This window comes from Streptomyces sp. NPDC051322, assembly GCF_040689485.1.
Taxonomy (GTDB): Bacteria; Actinomycetota; Actinomycetes; order Streptomycetales; family Streptomycetaceae; genus Streptomyces.
This window is the reverse complement of the sequence record NZ_JBFBAK010000003.1, coordinates 498,430-521,308: the sequence shown is the minus strand read 5'-3', so window position 1 is coordinate 521,308 and position 22,879 is coordinate 498,430. Positions and strand designations below refer to the sequence as shown.

Annotated in this window: 22 protein-coding genes; 9 read left to right on the top strand and 13 right to left on the bottom strand. The window is 71.5% G+C overall.

Features of this window, described 5'->3' with window-relative positions; translation table 11 throughout:
- Window positions 1-494 (bottom strand): hypothetical protein (locus tag AB0436_RS10595; protein WP_366467368.1); only part of this gene is annotated, 494 nt, incomplete at its 3' end.
- 301 nt (window positions 495-795) lie between these two features.
- Between AB0436_RS10595 and AB0436_RS10590 the strand changes: the two genes are divergently transcribed.
- Window positions 796-1,854 carry a LacI family DNA-binding transcriptional regulator gene (locus tag AB0436_RS10590; protein ID WP_366467367.1) on the top strand — a complete coding sequence of 353 codons (1,059 nt, stop codon included), beginning with the start codon at window positions 796-798 and terminating at the stop codon, window positions 1,852-1,854.
- Here the strand turns inward: AB0436_RS10590 and AB0436_RS10585 are convergent.
- The gene (locus AB0436_RS10585) at window positions 1,814-4,747 is read right to left on the bottom strand and encodes an AAA family ATPase (RefSeq protein ID WP_366467366.1); all 2,934 of its coding nucleotides are present in this window, start codon (window positions 4,745-4,747) and stop codon (window positions 1,814-1,816) included. The genes AB0436_RS10590 and AB0436_RS10585 overlap by 41 nt on opposite strands.
- 266 nt (window positions 4,748-5,013) lie before the next feature.
- Between AB0436_RS10585 and AB0436_RS10580 the strand changes: the two genes are divergently transcribed.
- The gene (locus AB0436_RS10580) at window positions 5,014-5,655 is read left to right on the top strand and encodes a papain-like cysteine protease family protein (protein WP_366467365.1); all 642 of its coding nucleotides are present in this window, start codon (window positions 5,014-5,016) and stop codon (window positions 5,653-5,655) included.
- An 8-nt stretch (window positions 5,656-5,663) separates the two neighbouring features.
- Window positions 5,664-6,530 carry a hypothetical protein gene (locus AB0436_RS10575; RefSeq protein WP_366467364.1) on the top strand — a complete coding sequence of 289 codons (867 nt, stop codon included), beginning with the start codon at window positions 5,664-5,666 and terminating at the stop codon, window positions 6,528-6,530.
- A gap of 103 nt (window positions 6,531-6,633) precedes the next feature.
- On the opposite strand, the gene AB0436_RS10570 is transcribed toward AB0436_RS10575, so the two are convergent.
- The 3 genes from AB0436_RS10570 to AB0436_RS10560 all read right to left on the bottom strand — a co-directional run bounded on the left by AB0436_RS10570 (window position 6,634) and on the right by AB0436_RS10560 (window position 8,314).
- Window positions 6,634-7,290, bottom strand: a complete 657-nt coding sequence (locus AB0436_RS10570) for a DUF5063 domain-containing protein (protein ID WP_366467363.1) — start codon at window positions 7,288-7,290, stop codon at window positions 6,634-6,636.
- A complete protein-coding gene (gene recR, locus AB0436_RS10565; RefSeq protein ID WP_366467362.1) occupies window positions 7,283-7,882 on the bottom strand; it encodes a recombination mediator RecR in 600 nt (199 codons plus the stop codon). The genes AB0436_RS10570 and recR overlap by 8 nt, the downstream gene beginning before the upstream one ends.
- Window positions 7,883-7,978: 96 nt before the next feature.
- Window positions 7,979-8,314, bottom strand: a complete 336-nt coding sequence (locus AB0436_RS10560) for a YbaB/EbfC family nucleoid-associated protein (RefSeq protein ID WP_366467361.1) — start codon at window positions 8,312-8,314, stop codon at window positions 7,979-7,981.
- Window positions 8,315-8,638: 324 nt separating this feature from the next.
- On the opposite strand from AB0436_RS10560, the gene AB0436_RS10555 reads away from it, so the two are divergent.
- Window positions 8,639-9,403 carry an SLATT domain-containing protein gene (locus tag AB0436_RS10555; RefSeq protein ID WP_366467360.1) on the top strand — a complete coding sequence of 255 codons (765 nt, stop codon included), beginning with the start codon at window positions 8,639-8,641 and terminating at the stop codon, window positions 9,401-9,403.
- Between the two features lie 160 nt (window positions 9,404-9,563).
- Here the strand turns inward: AB0436_RS10555 and AB0436_RS10550 are convergent, their stop codons facing one another.
- The 5 genes from AB0436_RS10550 to AB0436_RS10530 all read right to left on the bottom strand — a co-directional run bounded on the left by AB0436_RS10550 (window position 9,564) and on the right by AB0436_RS10530 (window position 15,068).
- Window positions 9,564-10,214 carry a hypothetical protein gene (locus AB0436_RS10550; RefSeq protein WP_366467359.1) on the bottom strand — a complete coding sequence of 217 codons (651 nt, stop codon included), beginning with the start codon at window positions 10,212-10,214 and terminating at the stop codon, window positions 9,564-9,566.
- 101 nt (window positions 10,215-10,315) lie between these two features.
- Complete coding sequence (locus AB0436_RS10545) at window positions 10,316-12,739, bottom strand: dolichyl-phosphate beta-glucosyltransferase (RefSeq protein ID WP_366467358.1); 2,424 nt, start codon at window positions 12,737-12,739, stop codon at window positions 10,316-10,318.
- Window positions 12,740-12,759: 20 nt separating this feature from the next.
- The gene (locus AB0436_RS10540; RefSeq protein WP_366467357.1) at window positions 12,760-13,449 is read right to left on the bottom strand and encodes a GntR family transcriptional regulator; all 690 of its coding nucleotides are present in this window, start codon (window positions 13,447-13,449) and stop codon (window positions 12,760-12,762) included.
- A 103-nt stretch (window positions 13,450-13,552) separates the two neighbouring features.
- The gene (locus tag AB0436_RS10535) at window positions 13,553-13,690 is read right to left on the bottom strand and encodes a hypothetical protein (protein WP_366467507.1); all 138 of its coding nucleotides are present in this window, start codon (window positions 13,688-13,690) and stop codon (window positions 13,553-13,555) included.
- A 10-nt stretch (window positions 13,691-13,700) separates the two neighbouring features.
- On the bottom strand, window positions 13,701-15,068 hold the full coding sequence (locus AB0436_RS10530) for an aspartate aminotransferase family protein (protein WP_366467356.1): 1,368 nt from the start codon (window positions 15,066-15,068) through the stop codon (window positions 13,701-13,703).
- 170 nt (window positions 15,069-15,238) lie between these two features.
- On the opposite strand from AB0436_RS10530, the gene AB0436_RS10525 reads away from it, so the two are divergent.
- The 4 genes from AB0436_RS10525 to AB0436_RS10510 all read left to right on the top strand — a co-directional run bounded on the left by AB0436_RS10525 (window position 15,239) and on the right by AB0436_RS10510 (window position 18,184).
- Entirely contained in the window at window positions 15,239-15,832 is a 594-nt protein-coding gene (locus tag AB0436_RS10525) for a DJ-1/PfpI family protein (protein ID WP_366467355.1), read from the top strand.
- The gene (locus AB0436_RS10520; RefSeq protein WP_366467354.1) at window positions 15,829-16,422 is read left to right on the top strand and encodes a MarR family transcriptional regulator; all 594 of its coding nucleotides are present in this window, start codon (window positions 15,829-15,831) and stop codon (window positions 16,420-16,422) included. The genes AB0436_RS10525 and AB0436_RS10520 overlap by 4 nt, the downstream gene beginning before the upstream one ends.
- 140 nt (window positions 16,423-16,562) lie before the next feature.
- Window positions 16,563-16,988, top strand: coding sequence for an SRPBCC family protein (locus tag AB0436_RS10515; protein WP_366467353.1), 426 nt, complete (start codon window positions 16,563-16,565; stop codon window positions 16,986-16,988).
- Between the two features lie 20 nt (window positions 16,989-17,008).
- Window positions 17,009-18,184: a methyltransferase gene (locus AB0436_RS10510; RefSeq protein ID WP_366467352.1), complete on the top strand. Its 1,176-nt coding sequence runs from the start codon at window positions 17,009-17,011 to the stop codon at window positions 18,182-18,184.
- A gap of 85 nt (window positions 18,185-18,269) precedes the next feature.
- On the opposite strand, the gene AB0436_RS10505 is transcribed toward AB0436_RS10510, so the two are convergent.
- Entirely contained in the window at window positions 18,270-19,553 is a 1,284-nt protein-coding gene (locus AB0436_RS10505) for an adenylosuccinate synthase (RefSeq protein WP_366467351.1), read from the bottom strand.
- Between the two features lie 164 nt (window positions 19,554-19,717).
- On the opposite strand from AB0436_RS10505, the gene AB0436_RS10500 reads away from it, so the two are divergent.
- Window positions 19,718-20,572, top strand: a complete 855-nt coding sequence (locus AB0436_RS10500; protein ID WP_366467350.1) for a diacylglycerol kinase — start codon at window positions 19,718-19,720, stop codon at window positions 20,570-20,572.
- A gap of 244 nt (window positions 20,573-20,816) precedes the next feature.
- Here AB0436_RS10500 and AB0436_RS10495 read toward each other — a convergent pair whose 3' ends face one another.
- Window positions 20,817-21,512 (bottom strand): response regulator transcription factor, encoded by a 696-nt coding sequence (locus AB0436_RS10495; protein WP_366467348.1) that lies wholly within the window; start codon window positions 21,510-21,512, stop codon window positions 20,817-20,819.
- Entirely contained in the window at window positions 21,509-22,879 is a 1,371-nt protein-coding gene (locus tag AB0436_RS10490; RefSeq protein WP_366467347.1) for a histidine kinase, read from the bottom strand. The genes AB0436_RS10495 and AB0436_RS10490 overlap by 4 nt, the downstream gene beginning before the upstream one ends.

The following is a 22,879-nucleotide window of genomic DNA, read 5'->3' as shown; positions in this document are numbered from 1 at the left end:
ACACCGTGCGGGCGGGCGTGGTCGGCGTCATCGCGACCGTGGTGGTCGCGGCCGGCCTCGTCCTCGGCGCCCTGGTCCGAGTTCCCGTCGTCACCCATGGTCATGGCGAGGGCGCCACCACCGGTGTGCATCCCACCGTGCGGGCGGGCGTGGTCGGCGTCATCGCGACCGTGGTGGTCGCGGCCGGCCTCGTCCTCGGCGCCCTGGTCCGAGTTCCCGTCGTCACCCTTGGTCATGGCGACAGCGCCACCACCGGTGTGCATCCCACCGTGCGGGCGGGCGTGGTCGGCGTCACCACGGCCGTTGTCACGGCCGGCGGACTGGTCCTGGTCACTCTGGTCCTGGCCGGAGTGGTCACGGTGGTCGCTGCTGGAGGAGGAACCGCCATCCGAAGCCGGCGCGCCGGAGAAGGACAGGGCATACGCAGCAGGGGTCGAGATGGCGAGCGCCGCGGTGATGGCGGCCGAAGCGAGCAACGTGCGGGTAGTGCGCATGGGGAAGGATCCTTTCGTCGCGACCACGAAGGCTGACGGTTCGTCGGCTCATCGGTCCGCAGTGGCGACGTCCTCACCATCAAACGGAATCTGACGCCCCGCCATCCGAGAGGGGCGCAAGGGGGTGATGGCTGGGCTCAACGGGTTCCACAGGGACAGATATTCACTCGTTGGACGGCACGTCACATAGCCTGGACGGCGTCACTGCGGTGCCTGACCTGACGCCCCGCCACCTGCGAGGGACGATGGTGCGGAGGACACGAGGAGAGCGCTCTCCGTCATCTCCCACTACAGTGCGTCCATGAGCAGAGAGACCGTGGCGCCGGCTGCCATGCCCACCCTGGAAGACGTGGCGCGTGCCGCCGGCGTGTCCCGCGCGACCGTCTCGCGGGTCATCAACGGCATCCGCAATGTGGACCCGGCCATCCAGCAGGCCGTACGCGATGCGGTGGCCGCGACCGGCTACACGCCGAACCGCGCCGCCCGGGCTCTGGTGACCCGGCGCGCCGAGACCATCGCGCTGGTGGTTTCCGGGGCCGGGGACGCCTCGGAGGCCGAGCAGAACGCCTTCGCCTCACGGATCTTCGCCGACCCGTTCTTCGGGCGGGTGGCCGCCGGAGTGGTCGGGTATCTCAGGCCCCGGTCGATGCACCCGGTGCTGATGTTCGCCGAGACGTCGGACGCCCGCGACCAGGTGGTCGCGTACCTGCGGCAGGGCAGCGCCGACGGCGCGCTGATCGTGTCCACGCATGGGGAGGACCCGCTGCCCGGGATGGTCGCGGCGGCCGGGCTGCCCGCCGTACTGTTCGCCCGGCCGACCGGGACGGTGCCGATCAGCTATGTGGACCTGGCCCACCGGGACGGGGCGGAGCTGGCGGTGGCGCATTTGCTGGACCGGGGTTGCCGACGGGTCGTCAGCATTGCTGGTCCGCAGGGTGTTTCGGCCGGGCAGGAGCGGCTCGCAGGGTTCCGGGACGCCCTGGCGCGCCGTGGCCTCCCGTACGTTCCGGCGGCCGAGGGCGACTTCACGCAACACGGCGGGGAGCGGGCCATGACCCGGCTGCTCGGCGAACACCCGGATCTCGACGGGGTGTTCGCCGCCAACGACCTGATGGCACAGGGCGCGTGCCTGATCCTGCGGGAGCACGGCAAGCGGGTTCCCGAGGATGTCGCGGTGGTGGGCGTCGACGACGGTTCGACGGCCCGGACCTGCCGGCCGCCGCTCACCACCGTGCGGCAGCCGGTTGAGGACATGGCGGCCGAGATGGCACGGCTGTTGCAGGAACGCATCGAGCACCCTGACCTGCCGGTGGCCTCGGTCATCTTCGAACCTGAGCTGGTGGTACGGGAGTCGGCGTGACCGTCGGGACCGCTCCTGGCGGTCCGTGCGTGGTGGGCCGGTGTGTGGTGGGCCCGTGCAGCAGCACGCCCAGTTCGGTGCGGGAGCGGACGCCGACCTTGCGGTAGATCCGGGTGAGGCTGGCCTCCACCGTCTTCACCGCCACGAACAGGCTGGTGGCGACCTCCCGGTTGGTCGCGCCCGCCGCGACCATGGTGGCCACCCGGTGTTCGATGCCGGTGAGTGCGCGGGTCAGGCCGTCCTCCGTGCCCGTGCAGTCCTCGCGCCGTTCCGACCGTGCCAGTTCGGTCACCGCCTGGTGCAGCCAGGGGTGCGCGCCGCACTCCCGGAACACCTCGGCCGCCTGCCGCCACGCGGTGGCGGCGGCCGTCGTACGGCGCCTGCGCCACTCGACGGTGCCGAGGGCCAGCAGGTCACGACCGTGCTCCAGGCGCAGGCCGTGTTCCTGGTGGCAGTCGGCCGCCAGGTGCAGTGCGGAGACCGCCTGCCGGGCCCCGTCCTTGTCCGCGGCCGCGGCTCCGCGCAAGGCGTCGGCGCGGCGCAGCGAAGCGGCGACACCGGGTCGGCCCAACCGTTCGGCGGTCGCGAGCGCCTCGCCGGTCACGGCCTCGGCCCGGTCGTGCTCACCGACGGCGACCAGCGCATCGGCGAGGTCCACGGCCCACGGAACCGCCAGCGGATCGACGATGCCGCGCCGCGCCGCGATCTCACGCGCCCGGCCGAGGCTCTGCACGGCGCCCGCCGCGTCCCGCGAGCGCAGCTGCACATGGCCCAGCACGCACAGGGCCAGCGGCAGAAAGATCTGATCGTGCCGGGACCGGGAGACCCTGACCCCCTCGCGGGCCTGCGCGGCCGCCCGCGCCAGGTCGCCGCCGGCCGCCTCGGCGAGCGCGACGCTGTGCAGCACCGGCCCGTGGCAGACGCCGATCTGCCGGCTGAGGCGGGTGACTTCCCGGGCCGATGCCAGGGCCGCCGAGCAGCGACCCGCCCGCAGATCCACGTCGATCGACGCACAGCGCAGGAAGATCACGTCCTCCACCGTGCCGCTGTCCCTGGCACGCTGCAGCAGCGACGCCAGCTCGGCCGCCGCCTCCTCGTGCCGGTCCGCGAACAGGTCGAGTCTCGCCTTGATGGCCCTGGGGCCGTTGTGGCCGCCGGACATCCCGCTGTCCTGCGGGGTCGACAGCGCACGCGCCAGCGGCTGCCGGGCGTCGGCCCGGCCGAGGACGGCCGCGGTGAACGCCTGCAGGGAGAGTGCCATCAGTTCGGTCGTGCGGTCCTGGGCCCGGCCCGCCAGCGCCGCGGCGCGCGCCGCCTCGACCCGGGCCAGTGCGGTCTCGCCGTCCGTGATGTGCGCCCGCAGGGCGCGTGCGTAGTGCAGTTGCGCGTGCAGTCCCAGGTCGTCGCCGACGCTCAGCAGCATCTCCTCGAAGACCTCCGCCGTCTCATGGAGCGCCTGGTTCGATGCGTGGATGACGAGCACGCAGGCCTGGACCCGCTGGGCGGGCGACGCGCTGCCGGACAGCGCGCGGCGCGCCAACTCCCGGGTGAGTTCGTAGTCGGCTGCGTCGTATGCCAGTTGGGCACCGATCAGCGCGCGCTCGGCGACCAGCGTGCCGCGGTCGGCCGGGGTGCGTACCAGAGCGAGCCTGCCCAGCAGTGCGGCCGTGCCGGTCGCTCCCCGGCGGCGGGCCTGTTCCGCGCCGGCTGCCAGCGCAGCGGCGAGCGGGCCGTCCGGTCCTGCGGTGGCGAGAGCGAGATGACGCAGGCGCTCCAGCGGGTCGGTGGCCGTCGCCGCGAGGAGGTGGTGCGCCGCGCGGCGGTCGGCTTCGGGGCAGCTCCGGAGGGCGGCGGCGACCATCGGGTGGGTGAAACGGACCGACTCCCCGGAGACGGTGACCAACCCGGCCAGGACGGCCGAGCCGACGGCACGGTCGATGTCGGTCCCGGCTTCCGTACGACATCCCGTACGAGCGCCGCCGGCCGTCCGGCGCAGGCGTCCGAGGGTGGGCCGGTCGGCGACGGCGGCCAGCAGCAGCACCCGGCGGGCGAACGGGTCCAGCTCATCCAGCGACCCGGCGACCAGGGCCCGCAACCGCCCGGTCAGCGGCAGGGGCTCGTCCCGGGCGAGCGGCTCCGGCACGGTGGCCACGGCACGGATCAGTTCGAGGGCGAACAGCGGGTTCCCGGCGCTGGTTTCGTACACCTCGCGCAGCAGCCAGTGCGGCGTCCCGGCGGACACCGGGAGCGCCGCCGGTTCCGCACGTTCCGCCAGCGTCGCCAGTTCCGGCAGCGCCGACAGTTCCGCCAGGGACAGCGGCGGCAGTACGACCTCGCGGGCGGCAGCCGGGCAGAGCGCCGGGCCCGTGACGGGTGCGGTGCCGGGGGCGGTGGTCTCGGTCACCAGTGTCCGCACGCGGGTCGGGTCGAGTCGCCGGGCGGCGAACGCGAGGAGTTCGGCGCTGGCCCGGTCCACCTGCTGCGCCGCGTCGATCACCAGCAGCACGGGTCGGGCCGCACCGAGCGTGCTGAGCAAAGACAGCACGGCGAGGCGCAGCGCTACCGGATCGGGTCCGCCCGGCGTGGCCGTCTCCCGGCGCAGCACCGCGCGCAGGGCGGAGCGTTGCGGGGCGGGCAGGGCGAAGAACCGGTCGTCGGTCAGCGCCCGGAAGAGGTCGGCGACCGCTGAATGGGACAGTTCCCTTTCGGCTTCCTCCGGGGCGGTGCGGAGCACCAGTTCACCGCGGGCCCGGTGCCGGTCGGCGAGGGCACGGGCGACGAACGTCTTGCCGATGCCGACCGGGCCGTGCAGCAGGACGCCGCCGTGCTCGGCGAGTTCGCCGTCGAGCCGCTCCAGTATCTCGCGGCGTTCTCCCTGCAGGGCGTTGAGCATGCCGTCCCCATCTCGCCGGGCACCGGGGTGACCAGGCCGCCGCTGCCCGACCTGTTCATGGCGGGCGTACCGGTCAGCATGCTGGCCCGCCCGCCACCGCCCGTCAAGGGTCGCGGAGCCGTGCGGAAGCCATGCCTCCGGTTGCTGTGGGGGAACCCCTTGTTCCCGGACGAGAGGGGTGCCGTGGGGACGCGGGCGCTCGTACGGTCCAGACGATTCGCTCACCTCCCCGCCCCACACCCCCACCCCCCACACAAGGAGTGACGATGGCTCTGCGGAAACGCGGCACCCCACCGGACCCGGCCGCCCCGGCGCCCGGCCGCCGCAGCCGGAACCTCATGATGGCGGGCCTCGCCGCCGTCGGCATGCTCATACCGTGCGCGGCGACCGCCACAGCCGCCGATCACAGCCCGTCGTACGGTGCGGCCTCCGGTCAGCTCGACTTCAGCGAGCAGACCCAGACCCAGGACGAGTGGTGCTGGGACGCCACCGGTCTTTCCATCGCCCAGTTCCTCGGCTACGGCAACGGGGTCAGCCAGAACACCTTCTGCGACTACGCCCGTGGCCTCCCCGCCGGGTATCCGTGCCCCAACCAGCCCGGCGAGCTCAGCGATGTGCAGAACGGCTGGTACGGGACCGGCATGCGCGACGTCGGCCAGGTCACCGGACCGGTCTCCTTCAACACCGTCGCCCAGTCGATCGACGCCGGTTCCCCGGTCGAGGTCGGCATCTACTGGACCTCCGGCGGCGGGCACGCCAACGTGCTGTACGGGTACGACGCGAACAGCCAGTCGCTGATGTACGCCGACCCCTGGCCGTCCAATCCCCGCTACGGCGAGATGAGTTACAGCTCCTACGTCAGCAACTACCAGTTCCAGTGGGGCCAGTCCCTCTACGGCGAGAGCTGAGGCGCGCGATGACCCACCCCGAAACGCACCCCCGCACCCGGTCCCGGCTCCTCGCCACCTCGTTCGCGGCGGTCGCGCTGGCCCTGACCTCCGGCACCGCCTTCGCGGCCACCGGTCCGTCCGCCGCTCCCGGGCCCTCGAAGGCCGACCTGGCCGGCGCGGCCTCGGCCGCCTCGGGCGAACAGGCGGTCAGCGGCCTGGCCACGTTCTTCGCCCATCTCGACGCCCGGGCCGCCGGCCACACCGGCGTGGTGGCACACGCCGAGCAGGCCCCGGCCGCGAAGGCGGAGCGCCCCCGCGTCGCCGACCGGGCGCAGGCCGTTTACGTACTCGACCCGGCGTTCGTCAAGGGCGGTTCGGCGTCCGCGCCGGTCGCCCGGTTCGCCTTCGCGGCGGTCGGTGCGACCTCGGCCAAGGGCCGGTCCGCGAGCGTATGGCTCGGCAAGGACCGGCGCACCGGGCGCTGGTCCGTCATCAACACGATCTCCGGCTCGGACGAGGTCGCCTACCCGCAGCAGGGGAAGGGCGACCTGGTCTTCTCGGAACCGCAGACCGATTCCTGGTACCGCGTGCACGGCGGGCGGGTCCTGCCGCTGAACGGTTCGGCACGCCACGAGGTGGGCGCGAAGGGTGCCACGGTGGCCGCCTATCAGAAGCTCGTGCACGGCCGGTTCGCCGACAAGATGCCGGGCTCGGCCTATCAGAAGGCGGGCAAGCTGGGCGGCTTCCCGACGGAAACCGCATCGTCGGCGTCCGCCGCCGATGACCACGCACCGGCGAGCACCTCGGCCGAACTCGCGGGTGGCGCGCTGGCCGCGGCCATCGCCTGCGGCAGCGCCTGGCTGCTCCACCGAAGGCGGCGGGCCGCCGTCTGACCCCAGCCGACGTGGCCCGGGGCACGGCCGCCCCGCTCCGGGCCACGTCGTTCGTCAGACCTTCTTGACAAGGACGCGGTTGGGGAGCAGCTTCCGGTACGGCTCAGGCCCGGCCCGGCCCCAGCTGTCCGCCGATCTCCTCAGCCATCACCTTGCCCGCCTCCTCGGCCAGCGCCTCCTCGCTCAGGTCCTGGTCCGTGTCCAGGCCGTCGAGCGCCGGGAGCGGCTGGTCGAGGCGGACGTGGGACACCAGGGACTGCAGGGCGCGCAGGGCCGCCGACGCGGTGGAGCCCCAGTTGGAGAAGTAGGAGAACTGCCACCACCACATCGCCTCGGTGACCCGGCCCGCACGGTAGTGGGCCATGCCGTGGCGGAGGTCGGTGACGAGGTCCGCGAGGTCATCACTGATCCGGCGCGGCACCGGCGCCGTGCGCGGCTCGTAGGGGTCGAAGAGCTCGGAGTAGACGTCGATCGGTTCGAGCAGAGCCGCGAAACGCTCCCGCAGGTCGTCGGCGTCCGGCTCGGGGCCGAGGTCCGGCTCGTAGCGGTCGGCCGGGAGGATGTCCTCGTGGGCGCCGAGACGGCCGCCGGCCAGCAGCAGCTGGGAGATCTCCAGGAGCAGGAAGGGGACCGCACTGTCCGGCTCGTCGCCCTTCGCCACTTCGGTGACGGCGACGATGAAGGACTCGACCTGGTCGGCGATCTGCACCGCGAAGTCGTTCGGGTCCTCTTTGACCTCGTTCAGCGTGGCGTCAGACATCGAGTAGTCGTCTCCCCTCAAAGGCACGGCCGAGCGTTACCTCGTCCGCATATTCCAGGTCTCCCCCGACAGGTAGACCACTGGCCAGTCGTGTGACCTTCAAACCCATGGGCTTGATCATGCGGGCGAGGTACGTCGCCGTTGCCTCGCCCTCCAGGTTCGGGTCGGTCGCCAGGATGAGCTCGGTGATGCTGCCGTCCGCGAGCCTGGCCAGCAGTTCACGGATGCGCAGATCGTCGGGGCCGACGCCCTCGATGGGGCTGATGGCGCCACCGAGCACGTGATAGCGGCCGCGGAACTCCCGGGTCCGTTCGACCGCGACGACGTCCTTGGGTTCCTCGACGACACAGATGACCGTCGGATCGCGCCGGGTGTCCCGGCAGATGCCACAGAGTTCCGCCTGCGCGACATTGCCGCACACCGAACAGAAGCGGACCTTGTCCTTCACCTCGAGCAGCGCGTGCGCGAGGCGTCGGACGTCGGTCGGCTCGGCCTGGAGGATGTGGAAGGCGATCCGCTGCGCGCTCTTGGGACCGACGCCGGGCAGCCTGCCCAATTCGTCGATGAGGTCCTGAACCACGCCTTCGTACACGGAGCGCCTCTCGTTCTGCTCTGAAACGTACGGTAGTTGCTGGGAGGTTCCCTCAGAACCTCTGGAACGTCACGGTCCTCACATACGCCGCTGTCCTTACATACCGAGACCCGGCATGCCGCCGAGCCCCTGGGCCAGCGGGCCGAGCTTCTGCTGCTGCAGCACGGACGCGTTCTCGTTGGCGGCCTGGACCGCGGCGACGACCAGGTCCGCGAGGGTCTCGGTGTCCTCCGGGTCGACGGCCTTCGGGTCGATCACCAGGCCGCGCAGCTCGCCGGAGCCGGTGACGGTCGCCTTGACAAGGCCGCCGCCGGCCTGCCCCTCGACCTCGGTCCTCGCCAGCTCCTCCTGCGCCTGCGCGAGGTCCTGCTGCATCTTCTGGGCCTGCTGAAGCAACTGCTGCATGTTGGGCTGGCCACCACCGGGAATCACGGGTCACTCCGAGGCTGTTCGACGACGTTCTGACGGGCACTTCTCCGGGTGCTGCTACGGGCAATCCCCGGTGAAACGAGCCTACGTGGTCGCCGGGCGCGCCGCGCTTCGCCCGGGAAGACCTGAGGAAGCCGGATGGATACCGGGAGAAACCCGAAGGGAGCAACTCTTTCGGGTGAGACGCGCGGACTCCATTACCTGATCACAGGCTACTTCCGTGGGTCGACCCCGCCATAACGGCGCCAGGACCCACCATTCGGCGGTAGGAAGAACGGGCGCCGCGGTAGCCACGCGCGCACCGTACGTCACGGAGGGGAGCGTCTGGTGGGCCACCCGGACATGCCACAGCCCGAGGAGAACACCGGACGGCGGGGGACCGCGCCCGGGCCGGGGCCCGGGTCCGCCCCGACCGACGTTACGGGGCCCGATCTGGCCGGGCAGCCGTTCCCGCACGGCGACTGGGCGCAACCTGCCGTGCGCCTCGACGAGCTGTACCGCTTCGTGGAGACGGATGCGCTGCGAACGGCCCGCTGGTACCTCGCGGACCGCCGCTGGAAGCGCCGCGGCGCCCGGGCGTTACGGCTCGGCACGGCAGCCGGCGGCCTGGCCGGGGCCGCGCTCCCGCTGCTCGACCTGGCGGCCGGCTGGGACGGCGCCGCCCCCTGGGGCTATCTGGCGCTGCTCGGCGGAGCCGCCTGCGCGGCCTGCGACCGCTGGTTCGGCCTGACCGCCGGGTGGATGCGGGACGTGGCCGCCGCACAGGCCGTGCAGCGACGCCTGCAGTCCCTCCAGTTCGACTGGGCCTCGGAGAGCGTGCGCGAGGTACTGGGCCCCGTGGAGGGCACCGCGAGCGAGGCGGCCGAGCGGTGCCTGGGGGTGCTGCGGCGGTTCTCCGAGGATGTGACGGAGCTGGTGCAGGGGGAGACGGTGGAGTGGATGGTGGGGTTCCGGGTGGGGTCGGTGCCGGCGGGGGTGCGGGTGGGGGTGGCTCGGGGGGATACGGAGCCGTTGTCGGGGCGGGGGGTGTCCACGGTGCTGGCCCGCCCCCACATGCCGCGGCAGCGGCCGCCGGACTCGCCCCCGCGATAGCGCCTGCGGCGTGCCTTCTCCCCGCCCGCCCCTTCCCGGACCGGGGGCGCTGCCCCCGGTCCCCCGGGCCTCAATCGCCGGACGGGCTTGGTTCTGGCTTGCGTCAGCTGTACAGCTCAGCCAACCCCCGCCCCTCCTGGGGGCACGGCGCCCCCACCGCTCAGCTGAAGACGATCATCGACCCCTGCCCCAGACTCCGCGTAGCAGCCGCATGCAACCCCAGCCAAACATGCCGCTCCCGCCCGAACGGCCCGCCCCCCACCGGTACCGCCCCCGCCGGTTCCTCCAACGACGTGGGCCGCTCCGGCGGCTCCGGCGCAGCCGGTGGGTTGGCGGGGTCGATGCCGATCGACGGGGCGACGAACTCGAGTTCACGCAGGAGTCCCTGGGTGGAGCCCAGCGGACCGCCGCCCGCCAGGAGGTCGTCGTTGGAGAGGGGGGCGGCGAAGTCGACGGGGACATAGGCGCCGGCGTGGTCGTAGTGCCAGACCAGATGCGACTGCTGGGCCGTGGCCTCGAACATCTCCAGGAGCTGTTCGTAGTCACCGCCGAGTTCGTCGACCGGCGCGACCTCGAGGCCGCACATCTTCAGCAGGTACGCACGCCGCAGAAAGTGCAGCGCGTCGTAGTCGAAGCCCGCGACGGGGGCGACGTCTCCCGCGAGGCCGGGCATGTAGGCGAAGACCGGTACGGAGGGCAGGCCGGCGGCGCCGAGGGCCTGGTCGTAGCCGGCTATCTCTTCCGCGAAGGGGTTGTCAGGGCTGTGGCACAGCACATCGACGAGGGGGACAAGCCACAGGTCACAGGCCAACGGTGCTCCTAGCGGGGTTCGGGGGTCACCCCCCGAGCGGGCTCGTCGGACCAGCGTAGTCCGCCGCGCACGCTGCGCGAAGACCCCGGTCGACCCCGTGGTCAGCTGCGTTTGCCCACCGGCCAGATCCACGCCCCACCGACCTGCTTGCCGGGGCGCCCCAGCAGCTTCTCCACCGTGACGTAGAGCGCCGCGTCATTGTCCTCGGGCGGGATCACGACCACCCCCGCCTTCCAGTACGCCAGGTCGTACCGCGCCTGCGCCCGCCACTGGGCGCCGATCTCCGGCACCTTGCCGCCGTAACGGACGTCGTGGAAGAGATTGGACGTGTAGCGGGGCGACGCCCCGTAGATGCCGATACGGTCCGGGCCCCACGGCCCGTTGAAATAGCCGCCAGGAACCGGGAAGTCCATGCCGGTGGCCGACTGCCAGTGCAGAGCCTCCGCGCTGCCCGGGTCGGGCAGCGGGACCGGGACCACCGACTCCCCGGGAGCGACGTACTGCTTCCACATGCCGTCGGCGATGAAGGCAGGCACGTCGGGGCGCACCTGGACGGGGTACGGCGTCGGCACGATCGGCAGCAGCGCGGCGGCCACCGCGGTCAGGCCCACGACCCGGTACACGTGGACCGGGGCGCGGACCAGTCGGTCGGCTGCCAGCGCGATCAGGATGCCGAGCGCGGGGGCGCAGATCATCGCGAGCCGGCCCTCGATCACCGAGTCGAAGAGCGGCCGGTGGGCCAGCGCCCGCCAGGGGCCGGGGAACACCACGTCGGTGTACGGGATACGGATCTTCTGGCCCAGCGAGAGCACCGCCGCGGCCACCGCGGTGCAGGCCAGCGCCTTGACCAGGGCGTGCCGCCACAGCCGTACGGTGATCGCGAAGGCCAGCGCCACCAGCGGCCAGCCGTAGAAGGCGTTCTCCTCGGTCCGGTTCAGCGCCAGCGGGTCCGCCGTCGTATCGCTGCCGAAAAGGGACCGGCCGGAGAATTCCAGCAGCGCCCGTGAGCTGTTGCCGGCGTTGTCGCCGTGCAGCACGCTGTGGTAGCTCTGCGGGCCGAAGAACTGCCAGTACAGCGGGTACGCGACGAGCGGCAGCGCGGTCAGTGCCGCGACGCCGAGCCCCTGGAGCAGCGGGCGGGCCGCGGCCCGCGCCACGTCCCGGCGGGCCAGGGCGTAACACAGCGCGAAGAGCAGCATGCCGATCGAGGCCAGCAGGAAGGGCTCTTCGCCGAGGAAGATCTGGTAGGCCGCGAAGAGGCCCAGCAGCACCCCGTCCCGGACGACCCGCTCCCCCGTGCAGAGCCGCAGCGCCCGGTCGATGATCACCGGGATCATGAAGAGAACCAGGAAGTTGGGGTGTGCGTTGCCGTGCGAGATCATCGGCGGGGCGAACGCGGCCAGCCCCGCACCCAGCGCGGCCGCCCAGCGGTTGCGCACCAGTCGCTTGGCGATCAGCCAGTACCAGGCCACCGCCGTCGCGGTCAGGCCGCCGGTCAGGACCAGCGCCCAGGTCACCGTCGGGCCGAAAGCCAGGGTCACCGGGGTCAGCGGGACGGAGAGCCCCAGCATCGGGGTGTTGCCCATCAGGTTCACCCCGGCCGGGTAGTTCTGCGCGGCGGTGAAGAGCGGGTTGTGCAGATGCGCGACGTTGTCCGCGGTGACCGCGAAGAACCACTCCCACTGGTTCTGGTCCTGCAGCGAATCGGCGAGGTAGCCGTGCCCCAGGTCCGCCCAGAGGTTCTTGTAGAGCAGCACCGAAGCGAGCAGGAAGAGCCCGCAGACCAGCAGATCGACCCGCCGTATCGCGCGGGTCTTCAGCCGTGCCAGTTCGCCGAGCACCCGCAGATAGTCGAGCGGTCCGACCTTGGATCCCTCCTGGTGCGCCCAGCGCACCGGGACCTCGGCGACCGGCCAGCCCTGTCGGCGGAAGTACTGCAGGATCTCGACGTCGATCCCCCAGCCGTCGAGCCGGGCGTCGGCGAACGCCTCCCGCGCCTTGTCCCCGTCCAGCAGTTTGAACCCGCACTGGGTGTCGCGGATACCGGGGACGGCGACGGCCTGTATGAGGCGGTTGCCCATCCGACCCAGCCATTCGCGCAGCCGCCGCTGGTGCACCTCGACCTGAGACTCCGGATGGGCGCGCGAGCCGACCGCCGCGTCGTGGCCGGTCTCGAGTTCCTTGGTGAGCCGGTCGAGTTCCTCGATCGGGGTGGCCAGGTCGGCGTCGGTGACCAGCACCCGCTCACCGGCGGAGGCGGCCACGCCGAGCCGCAGCGCATGCCCCTTGCCGCGGTTCGCCGGGCTGCTGACGAGCCGGATGCGGGCGTCGGCCGCCGCTGCCTGGCCGGCGATACCGGCCGTACCGTCGGACGATCCGTCGTCCACGACGATGAGTTCCCAGCCGCCCGGGTGGCCGTCGAGGTGGGCCCGGATGGCGTCCAGGGTGGGGCGCAGCCGCCCTTCCTCGTTGTATGCGGGGACGACGACGGACAGCTGCACAGCCGCCACGGCCGTATCTCTCATGGCTGCGTCTCCCACCGCGGTCACTCGCCGGGCCGGCCGGGCGTGGTCAGGTCTCTCAGCTTCTTCGCCCAGGCGAGACCGTGCGCGTTGGCCTGCCTGATCACGGTGTGCGCGGTGTCGGCGTCCCCGCGGACCACCGCGTCGGCCAGTTGCTCGTGCCGCTGCCACAGCCCGTCGGAGATGTCGGTGCGTCCACGCAGATGCGGCACGGCGAAGACCCAGCACTGCACCCGCAGCCGGTGCAGGAAGTCGGCGATGTACCGGTTGCCGGTGAGCGCGGCGAGTTCCCGCCAGAACCGCAGGTCGTAGCCGATGAGGATGTCCAGGTTCCCGGCCCTGGCGGCCTGCCCGGCCTCCTCGGCCCGGCGGCGGACGGACAGCAGCGGCTCCCGGCAGATGCTGTGGTGCGTCAGGTTCCGGAAGATCCCGTCCACGATCAGCGACCGGGCCTCGACCATGCCGCAGTAGTCGTCGACCGAGAACTCGTGGACCCGGAACCCCTTGTGCTGGTCGGAGTCGAGCAACCCCTGAGCGGAGAGGTCCACCAGCGCCTCGCGGACCGGGGTGGCGGAGACCCCGTACCCCTCGGCGATCTGTTTGACGGTGAATTCCTCACCCGGCTGGAGACGCCCCGCGAGTACTTCGTCACGCAGCGCATCCGCGATCTGCTGCCGCAGGGTGCTGCGGGTGACCGCTCCGCTCGCGGGCATGGTGGGCCTTCCCCTCGTCCGACTCCGCACACCCTACGACGGGGGGCGGGGGCGGTTTCCGGGACGGGCGCGACCTTGATCGGAGCGGAGCTGCCCCGTCGGCTCAGGCGCCGGCCGCGTAACGCCAGAAGTCCCGCATGACGGGTGTCGGGGTCGGGCCGGTCATTTCCACCCGGGTGAGCAGCACGGTCACCGTGCCGGTGTGGCCGGACCAGCAGCCCCCGCAGCCAAAATCAGCCACCCCCGTCCCGCTACGCGGTCACGTACTCGTCCGCCACCGACAGCGCCTCGTCCAGTACCGCCAGCCCCTCCTTCGCCTCCGGCTCGGAGATGTTGCAGGCCGGCACCACGTGGGTCCGGTTCATGTTGATGCACGGCCACAGGCCCCGCGCCTTCGCGGCCGCACCGAACGCCGCCATCGGCGCGGCGTCCGTGCCCGTCGCGTTGTAGGGCACCAGCGGCTCCCGCGTCTCCGGGTTCCGTACGAGTTCCAGGGCCCAGAACGCGCCGACGCCGCGGACCTCGCCGACCGAGGGGTGCCGGGCCGCGAGCTCCGTCAGTTCGGGGGCGAAGAGGTCCCGGCCGAGACGGGCCGCGTGGCCGACGACGTCCTCGTCCTCCATCGCCCGGATGGTCGCGACGGCGGCCCCGCAGGCCAGCGGGTGGCCGGAGTAGGTGAGGCCGCCCGGGTAGGGCCGCCGGGCGAAGGTCTCGGCGATCTCGGCGGAGATCGCCACGCCGCCCAGCGGTACGTAGCCCGAGTTGACGCCCTTGGCGAAGGTCAGCAGGTCGGGCGTGACGCCGAACAGCTCGGCGGCGAACCAGGTACCGGTCCGGCCGAAGCCCGCCATCACCTCGTCGAGGATGAAGACGATGCCGTAGCGGTCGCAGATCTCCCGGACGCCCGCGAGGTAACCGGGCGGCGGCGGCATGATGCCCGCGGTGCCCGGGATGGTCTCGAGGATGATCGCGGCGATGGACTGCGGGCCCTCGAAGGCGATGGTGTCCTCGAGGTGCTGGAGGGCGCGGGCGCTCTCCTCGGCCTCGGTGCTCGCGTGGAAGGGCGAGCGGTAGAGGAACGGCGCCCAGAAGTGCACGACTCCGGCGGACGCGGTGTCGGAGGGCCAGCGGCGCGGGTCACCGGTAAGGTTGATCGCGGCGGCGGTGGCGCCGTGGTACGAGCGGTAGGCGCTCAGCACCTTGGTCCGGCCGGTGTGCAGCCGGGCCATCCGGACCGCGTTCTCGACCGCCTCGGCGCCACCGTTGGTAAAGAAGATCTTGTCGAGGTCGCCGGGGGTGCGCTCGGCGATGAGGCGTGCGGCCTCGGAGCGCGACTCGATGGCGAAGGCGGGCGCGAAGGTCGTCATCCGGGCCGCCTGCTCCTGGATCGCGGTGACGACCTTCGGGTGCTGGTAGCCGATGTTGGTGAAGACCAGGCCGCTGGAGAAGTCGAGGTACCGGTTTCCGTCGAAGTCCCAGAAGTACGAACCTTCGGCGCCGGCGACGGCGAGCGGGTCGATCAGGTCCTGGGCGGACCAGGAGTGGAACACATGCGCGCGGTCGGCGGCTTTGACTGCCGCACCTGTCCGGGGATCGGGCTGCTGGATCTGAGGGGTCATGCGTTCCAGCGTAGGGAACCGCAGGTGGGGACGGACATGGCCATCGTGTACGGCCTCGGCGGGAATGGTCGGCAGGATGTCGCCCCCGCGGAGGAATCCTGTTGACAGCTTGCTGTCATAAGGACAGAATGCTGTCAATGGAGCGGTTTCCGTCCGCTGAGGAGAACGCCATGAACGGCACGACCGCGCATCTGGCCGTCTATCCCAGCCTCGCCGACTGGGAGACGGGACACACCACCGCCTACCTCGCCCGGAACGGCTACACGGTCCGGACTGTCGGGGCGACCCTGGAGCCCGTCACCACCATCGGCGGGCTCAGCATCGTGCCCGACCTGACGCTCGACGACGTACACCCCGAGGACAGTGCGCTGCTGATCCTGGCCGGCGCCGACCTGTGGGACGCGGGGGACGAGCTCGCGCCCTTCGCCCGCAAGGCGCGGGCCTTCCTGGAAGCGGGGGTGCCGGTCGCCGCGATCTGCGGTGCGACCGCCGGGCTCGCCCGCGAAGGACTGCTCGACGAGCGGACACACACCAGCGCCGTCGCGGCCTATCTCGCCGCTACCGGCTACCGGGGCGGCGCGCGGTACATCGAGGCGGACGCGGTCACCGACGGCGACCTGATCACCGCGGGTCCCACCGAGCCGGTCGCGTTCGGCCGGGAGATCTTCGGGCGGCTCGGGGTGTACGGGCCGGAGAAGCTGGACGCCTGGTACCGGCTCTTCCACGACTCGGACCCCGCCGCTTACCAGGTACTGAATTCATGAACCGGGCAGCAACAGACCCGGACGCAGCAGACCGGGACGCAGCAGACCGGGACACAGCAGACCGGGACACAGCAGACCGGGACGCAGCAGACCGGGACGCAGCAATCCGGGAAGCGCTCAGCAGGACCGCTGTGGGGGTCTTCCGGCTGAACGGTCAGTTCCTCGCCGTATCGGAGGAGTTGGCCCGCCCGGCCGGACTGACCGCGGCCCGGTGGCAGGTGCTCGGCGCGGTACTGCACGAGCCGCTGCCCGTCGCCGGGATCGCCCGGGCCATGGGCATCACCCGGCAGAGCGTGCAGCGGGTCGCCGATCTGCTGGTGGCCCAGGGACTCGCGGAGTACCTGCCGAATCCGGCGCACCGCCGCGCCAAGCTGCTTCACCCCACGGACGAAGGCCGGTCCGCGGTGGCGAAGATCGACCCTGGCCACGCCGGACTGGCCGCCCGCCTCGCGGGCGAGCTGGGGGAGGCGGAGCTCGCCGAGACGGCACGGGTGCTGGAGCGGCTCTCGGACGCCATGGCCACGCTGGCCGCCCCGGCCGAGGCGACCGCCGCGGTACGGGGTACCGCCGCGTCGCCGAAGACGCGCTGACCGGGGGCGCGGTACCGGGGGCCGGCAGACGGCCGCTTCCGTTCCGTTTCCGACCGCCGGCATGTCGTGTGGCCGACGACTCTCCGGGTATCCGGACGCGGGACGGAAGACACGAAAAGATACCGAAGAGGAGTGACCCCATGTCGTCATCGCTGGTCGAGACCGTGGACATCAACGCCCCGGTCTCCGTGAGTTACGCCCTGTGGAGCGATGTCACCCGCTGGCCGGCGTTTCTGAGCCATGTGCGGCTCGTCGAGCCGATCGACGGGCGCCGCTTCGCCTGGCAGCTCTCCCTCCCGGGCGCGGACAAGAACTTCGTCGCCGAGCTCACCGAGGTCGTGCCGGAGGACCGGATCGCCTGGCGAACCACCGAAGGTGTGCATCACGCCGGTGTGGTCACCTTCCACCACCTCACCGACACGTCGAGCCGGGTCACCCTCCAGATCGAGTACGACCCCCACGGCTTCGTGGAACACCTCGGCGCCCTCACCAACCTCGATGCGACGCTGGCCAACTACGACCTGGGCGAGTTCCAGAAACTGGCCGAGACGACGTTCGCTCACTGAGGCGACTAGCCTGACCGGCAATGAACCATTTGCCGACGTCATCAGGCACGCTCGCCCTCACCCGCTTCCCCGAGGACCCCCGCGACCAGTTGCGGGCCTGGGACGCCGCCGACGAGTACCTGCTGCAGCACCTCGACACGAGCGGGACGCCGGTCACGGGGGATGTCGTGGTGCTCGGAGATCGCTGGGGTGCGCTGACCACCGCGCTCGCCGCCTCCCGGGAGCGGGAAGGCGTCCCGGAGGGGCCGGAGCTCGTCCAGATCACCGACTCCTTCCTCGCGCAGGAAGCGACCTGGACCAATCTGGTGCGCAACGCCATCCCGCGCGGGGCGGCGCAACTGCTGTCCACCCGGGACGCCCCGCCGGAGCGGGCCGACGTACTGATCGTGCGGGTGCCGAAGAGCCTGGCGCTGCTTGAGGACCAGCTGCACCGGATCGCACCGGCCGTGCACGCCGGGACGGTGGTGGTGGGCACCGGGATGGTGAAGGAGATCCACACCTCCACCCTGAACCTCTTCGAGCGGATTCTGGGGCCGACCAGGACGTCCCTTGCGGTGAAGAAGGCCCGGCTGATCTTCTGCACGCCTGATCGGGCCATCGCCCCCACCCCGAGCCCCTGGCCGCGCAGTTACGAGCTGCCCGACGGGGTCGGCATCGTGTCGGGGCGCACCGTCGTCAACCACGCCGGGATCTTCTGCGCCGAACGCCTCGACATCGGCACCCGATTCTTCCTGCCCCACCTGCCCCAGCGCCGGGGCCCGGCACGGGTGGTGGACCTGGGCTGCGGCAACGGCGTCGTCGGTACGGCCGCCGCACTCGCCAACCCCGAGGCGGAAGTGGTGTTCACCGACGAGTCGTTCCAGGCGGTGGCGTCCGCCGAGGCCACCTTCCGGAAGAACACCGGGCCCGACGCGAAGGCCGAGTTCCGGGTGGGCGACGCGCTCGCCGGGGTGGCGCCGGGTTCGGTGGATCTCGTACTGAACAACCCGCCGTTCCACACCCACCAGGCGACCAGCGACCGGACGTCCCGGCGGATGTTCACCGGTGCGCGCGAGGCGCTGCGTCAGGGCGGCGAACTGTGGGTGGTCGGGAACCGGCACCTCGGCTACCACGTGATGCTGCGCCGGATCTTCGGCAACGCGCAGGTGGTGACCAGCGATCCGAAGTTCGTGATCCTGCGCGCGGTGAAACGCTAGGTGAAGCGATAACGGGGCGCCCCGGCAGACGGATTCTGCCGGGGCGCCGCGTCCTTGTTACGTGCTGCGTGCTGTGTGCCGCGGGTCAGACGAACGAGTTGATCTGGATCGTCTCGGTACGGCCGGGGCCCACGCCGATCGCCGAGATCGGCGCGCCGGACATGTCCTCGAGCGCCTTCACATAGGCCTGCGCGTTCTTCGGCAGGTCGGCGAAGGTCTTCGCCTTGGTGATGTCCTCGGTCCAGCCCGGCAGGTACTCGTACACCGGCTTCGCGTGGTGGAAGTCGGTCTGGCTGAACGGGAGTTCGTCGACACGCTTGCCGTCGATCTCGTACGCCACACACACCGGGATCTGCTCCCAGCCCGTCAGGATGTCGAGCTTGGTGAGGAAGAAGTCGGTGAGGCCGTTGACCCGGGTCGCATAGCGCGCGATGACCGCGTCGAACCAGCCGCAGCGGCGGTCCCGGCCGGTGGTGACGCCGTACTCGCGGCCGATCGAGCGCAGCTTGTCGCCGTCCTCGTCGAAGAGCTCGGTCGGGAACGGTCCCGCGCCCACCCGGGTGGTGTAGGCCTTGAGGATGCCGATCACCCGGCTGATCTTCGTCGGGCCGACGCCGGTGCCGGTGCAGGCGCCGCCGGACGTCGGGTTCGACGAGGTGACGAAGGGGTACGTGCCGTGGTCGACGTCCAGCAGGGTGCCCTGGCCGCCTTCCATCAGGACGACCTTGCCGGCGTCGAGCGCGTTGTTCAGGACGAGCGCGGTGTCCGCGACGTACTGCTCGATCTGCTCGCCGTAGCCGAGGAGCTCCTCGACGATCTGGCCGGACTCTATGGCCCGCCGGTTGTAGAGCTTGGCCAGCATCTGGTTCTTGCCGTCGAGCGCGGCCTCGACCTTCTGGACGAGGATCGACTCGTCGTAGAGGTCCTGGACGCGGATGCCGACGCGGTTGATCTTGTCGGCGTAGGCCGGGCCGATGCCCCGGCCGGTGGTGCCGATCTTCCGCTTGCCGAGGAACCGCTCCGTCACCTTGTCGACGGTGGTGTGGTACGGCGTGATCAAATGAGCGTTACCGCTGATCAGGAGCTTGGACGTATCAACGCCGCGCTCGTTGAGTCCGCTCAGCTCGGAGAGCAGGACCGCTGGGTCGACGACGACTCCGTTTCCGATCACCGGAGTGCACTCCGGTGTGAGGATTCCGGAAGGGAGGAGGTGGAGCGCATACTTCTGGTCGCCTACGACGACCGTGTGGCCGGCATTGTTGCCGCCCTGGTAGCGCACCACGTAATCCACGGATCCACCGAGGAGGTCGGTGGCCTTTCCCTTGCCCTCGTCACCCCACTGAGCACCGAGCAGCACAAGTGCGGGCACAGGCGTACACCCCTTCCGGGCGGGGCATGTCCAAGGTCAGGGGGCGCACGTGTGTCGTGCGCCGATACCCGAACGTCGGACCGGCTGCCCCGGAATAGACGAAGCCCCTGGCGCAATAGCGCAAGGGGCTCTTGCACAAAGATGCTACCCGAGGAAGGACCGAGGTGTCGGCTCCAGATCCCGCAGCGAGCACCGAGCACCAGCTGCTGGTGGTCATCGACCCGGTCGCCCGGCGCGCGGACGGCGAGTCGGTGCGGATCGCGAAGGACGTGTTGAGCGCCGGCGCGCACACCAAGGTGTGCCTGCCGGACGGTCCCGAGGAATTCGCGCGGGCGCTCGCCCGGCGGGGCAACCGGCGCCTGGTGGTGGTGGGCGACGACCGGGCGCTGCTCCGCGCGGTGACCCTGTTGCACCGGGAGCGGAACCCGGCCCGCCGCGCCCTGTCGCTGGTTCCGGTCGGCCCTCCGGCGGCCCTGGAGGTCGCACGGTCGCTCGGCGTCCCGGTGGGTGCGGTCGCCGCAGCCCGCTCGGTACTGGACGGGGTCGTCCGGTGGCTGGACCTGCTGGTCGACGACAGTGACGGCGTGGTGCTCGGCGATCTGCGGATCCCGGCGGGCCCCGCGAACGGAGCGGTCCCCGGCCAGATGGGCGTGGACCGGGCCGCCCCGCCGTCGGTCTGGACCACCTGCCGCTCCCTGGTCCGGACCCTGGTGCGCCCGGCACCGCCCAGCGCCCCGGCGGCGGTGCACCGGTTGCGGGTGGAGGCCGACGGGGCGCTCCTCACCGACCTCGACGAGTTGCTCTCCGCCGTGACGGTGTCCTCCCGGAGCGGTGCCGGCAAGGCCGAGGTGGCCGTCGTGATGTCGTCGGGACGCCAGGTGACGGCCGAGGCGCTGGCCGTCACGGTGTCCGGGCCGGACTTCCGCTACCGGCGGGACGGCGTGGTCACCGGCCCGGTGCGGACCCGGACCTGGCAGGTCCGGGCGGGGGCGTGGGGGCTGACGCTGCCGATGGGGTGAGGCGGGACTCCCGGCTCACCCGAAGTGCCTTTGTCCTCGATCCGCCCGTTGATGAACTCCGGCCTGAAGGCGTCGGACTCCACAGCGGCGAACGCGGCGATCTTCTCGAATTCCTCGACCGTCACCTGCGACGTGCTCTGCCATAAGCGTCATGGTGCACCCCCGTCTGTGTGAGCACCAGTGTGATCGTGCCTGCAGCGAAACAAACCGAAAACAGGCAGGCGTCACCCCCCACGGGTGATCATCACCCTGGCCTGACCAGCCCCGTCTCGTACGCGAAGACCGCTGCCTGGGTCCGGTCGCGCAGGCCCAGCTTCACCAGGATCCGGCTCACATGCGTCTTGATCGTCGACTCGGCGACGACCAGGCGGGAGGCGATCTCGGCGTTCGACAGGCCCTGCGCGATGAGTACGAGTACCTCGGTCTCGCGCTCCGTGAGGTCGCCGAGCTGGGTGAGCGAGGGCTGCCTCGGGGTGTCCGAGAGCCGGGAGAACTCGGAGATCAGCCGCTTCGTGACGGTGGGCGCGAGCAGGGCCTCGCCGGACGCCACCACCCGTACGCCGTCGGCCAGCTGGCGCGCCGACGCGTCCTTGAGGAGGAAGCCGGAGGCACCGGCCCGCAGGGCCTGGTAGACGTACTCGTCGAGGTCGAAGGTCGTCAGGACCAGCACCTTCGCCGCCGAGTCGGCCGCCACGATCTCGCGGGTCGCCTCGATGCCGTTGAGCTCGGGCATCCGGATGTCCATCAGCACCACGTCGGGGCGCAGGGCGGCGACCTGGGCGATGGCCTGCCGGCCGTCGACCGCCTCGCCGATGACCTCGATGCCGGGCATCGCGTTGAGCAGGACGGAGAAACCCTCCCGGACCATCATCTGGTCGTCGACGACGAGCACCCTGATGGTTCCGCCGATGGCGGCTGCGCCCTCGGTCTGCGCGGTCATCCGGACTCCTCGGTGGAACGCCGCACCGGAAGGAAAGCGGCGACCTCGAAGCCGCCGTCGTCGGTGGGCTCGGCCGTCAGCTCGCCGTTCAGCATGGTGACCCGCTCCCGCATCCCGGTGAGACCGTGCCCTGCCCCGGGATTGGGGCATCCCCCGCTCAATGGGGTCTCCCCTGCTCGAGCGAAGCCGAGAGCTCGGGGAAGGAGTTGAGAGCTTGGGGACGGTTTGACCAGGCCCCGGGGCGGGCCGTTCACCACCCGCAAGCCGATGCCGCCGAGCACGTAGGCCACCTCCACCCGGGCCTCGGCGCCCGGTGCGTGCCGCAGCGCGTTGCTCAGGGCTTCCTGGACGATGCGGTACGCCGACAGCTCGACGCCCTGCGGCAGCTCCCGCACCGCGCCGGTCACCGTCTTCTCGACGCTCAGGCCCGCGCCGCGCACATTCGCGAGCAGGCCCTCGAGTTCGGCGAGGGTGGGCTGCGGGGCGTCGGGGGCCTCGTAATCCTCCGCCCGTACGACACCGAGGACCCGGCGGAGTTCGGTCAGGGCGGCGACCGCGTTCTCCCTGATCACCTCGAAGGACCTGGTCAGCTCAGCCGGCGGGTCGGTCACCCGGTAGGGCGCCGCCTCCGCCTGGATGGCCACCACCGACATGTGATGGGCGACCACGTCGTGCAGCTCACGGGCGATGGTGGTGCGCTCCTCGAGCAGCGTGCGCTTGTCGCGCTCGATGGCGGTGACCGTCCGCTGCACCGTGACCTCGTGGGTCGCCTCCCGGCGGACGTGCACCGTGGTGGTGATCAGCAGAGCCACGGCGGCGAAGAACAACATTTCCAGGGTGTCGGTACCGAAGGAGTCGTGCAGCGCCCCCGCGAACATCCCGTACACCGCCGTGCCCAGCCACATCCACCCAGCGGTACGCGGCCGGGTCCTGGCCGCGACCACCGTCACCACCGCGAGATGAGCCAGGAAGGCGCCGGGCGGCCAGGGCCAGTCCTCGGACGAACTGCCGATCACCCAGCTCACCGGGGTGGCCGCCAATACCAACCACCAGGCGCCGACCGGCCTCACCAGAGTCATCGCCACGGCGCCCGCCAGCAGCAGGGCAGCCAGCAGAGACAGCGTGCCGCCCCCCGTCGTGTACGCGAGCAGCAGCGTGAACAGGGCCACGCCCAGCACCACGGCGTGCGGGGCCCATCCGGCGCGGATCCGTATCCGGCCGGGCAACCGCCGGGTGATCGGCCCGTCGGTCCGCATCGGGGCCAGCGGACGGTAGGCGAAGGCGTCCGTGAAAAGGTCCTGGCGGAGCCCCGCCAGGGCGCCCTGCGCCAGCCGGTACTCGGGGCTGTGGGTTTTGGTCTCGGTCAC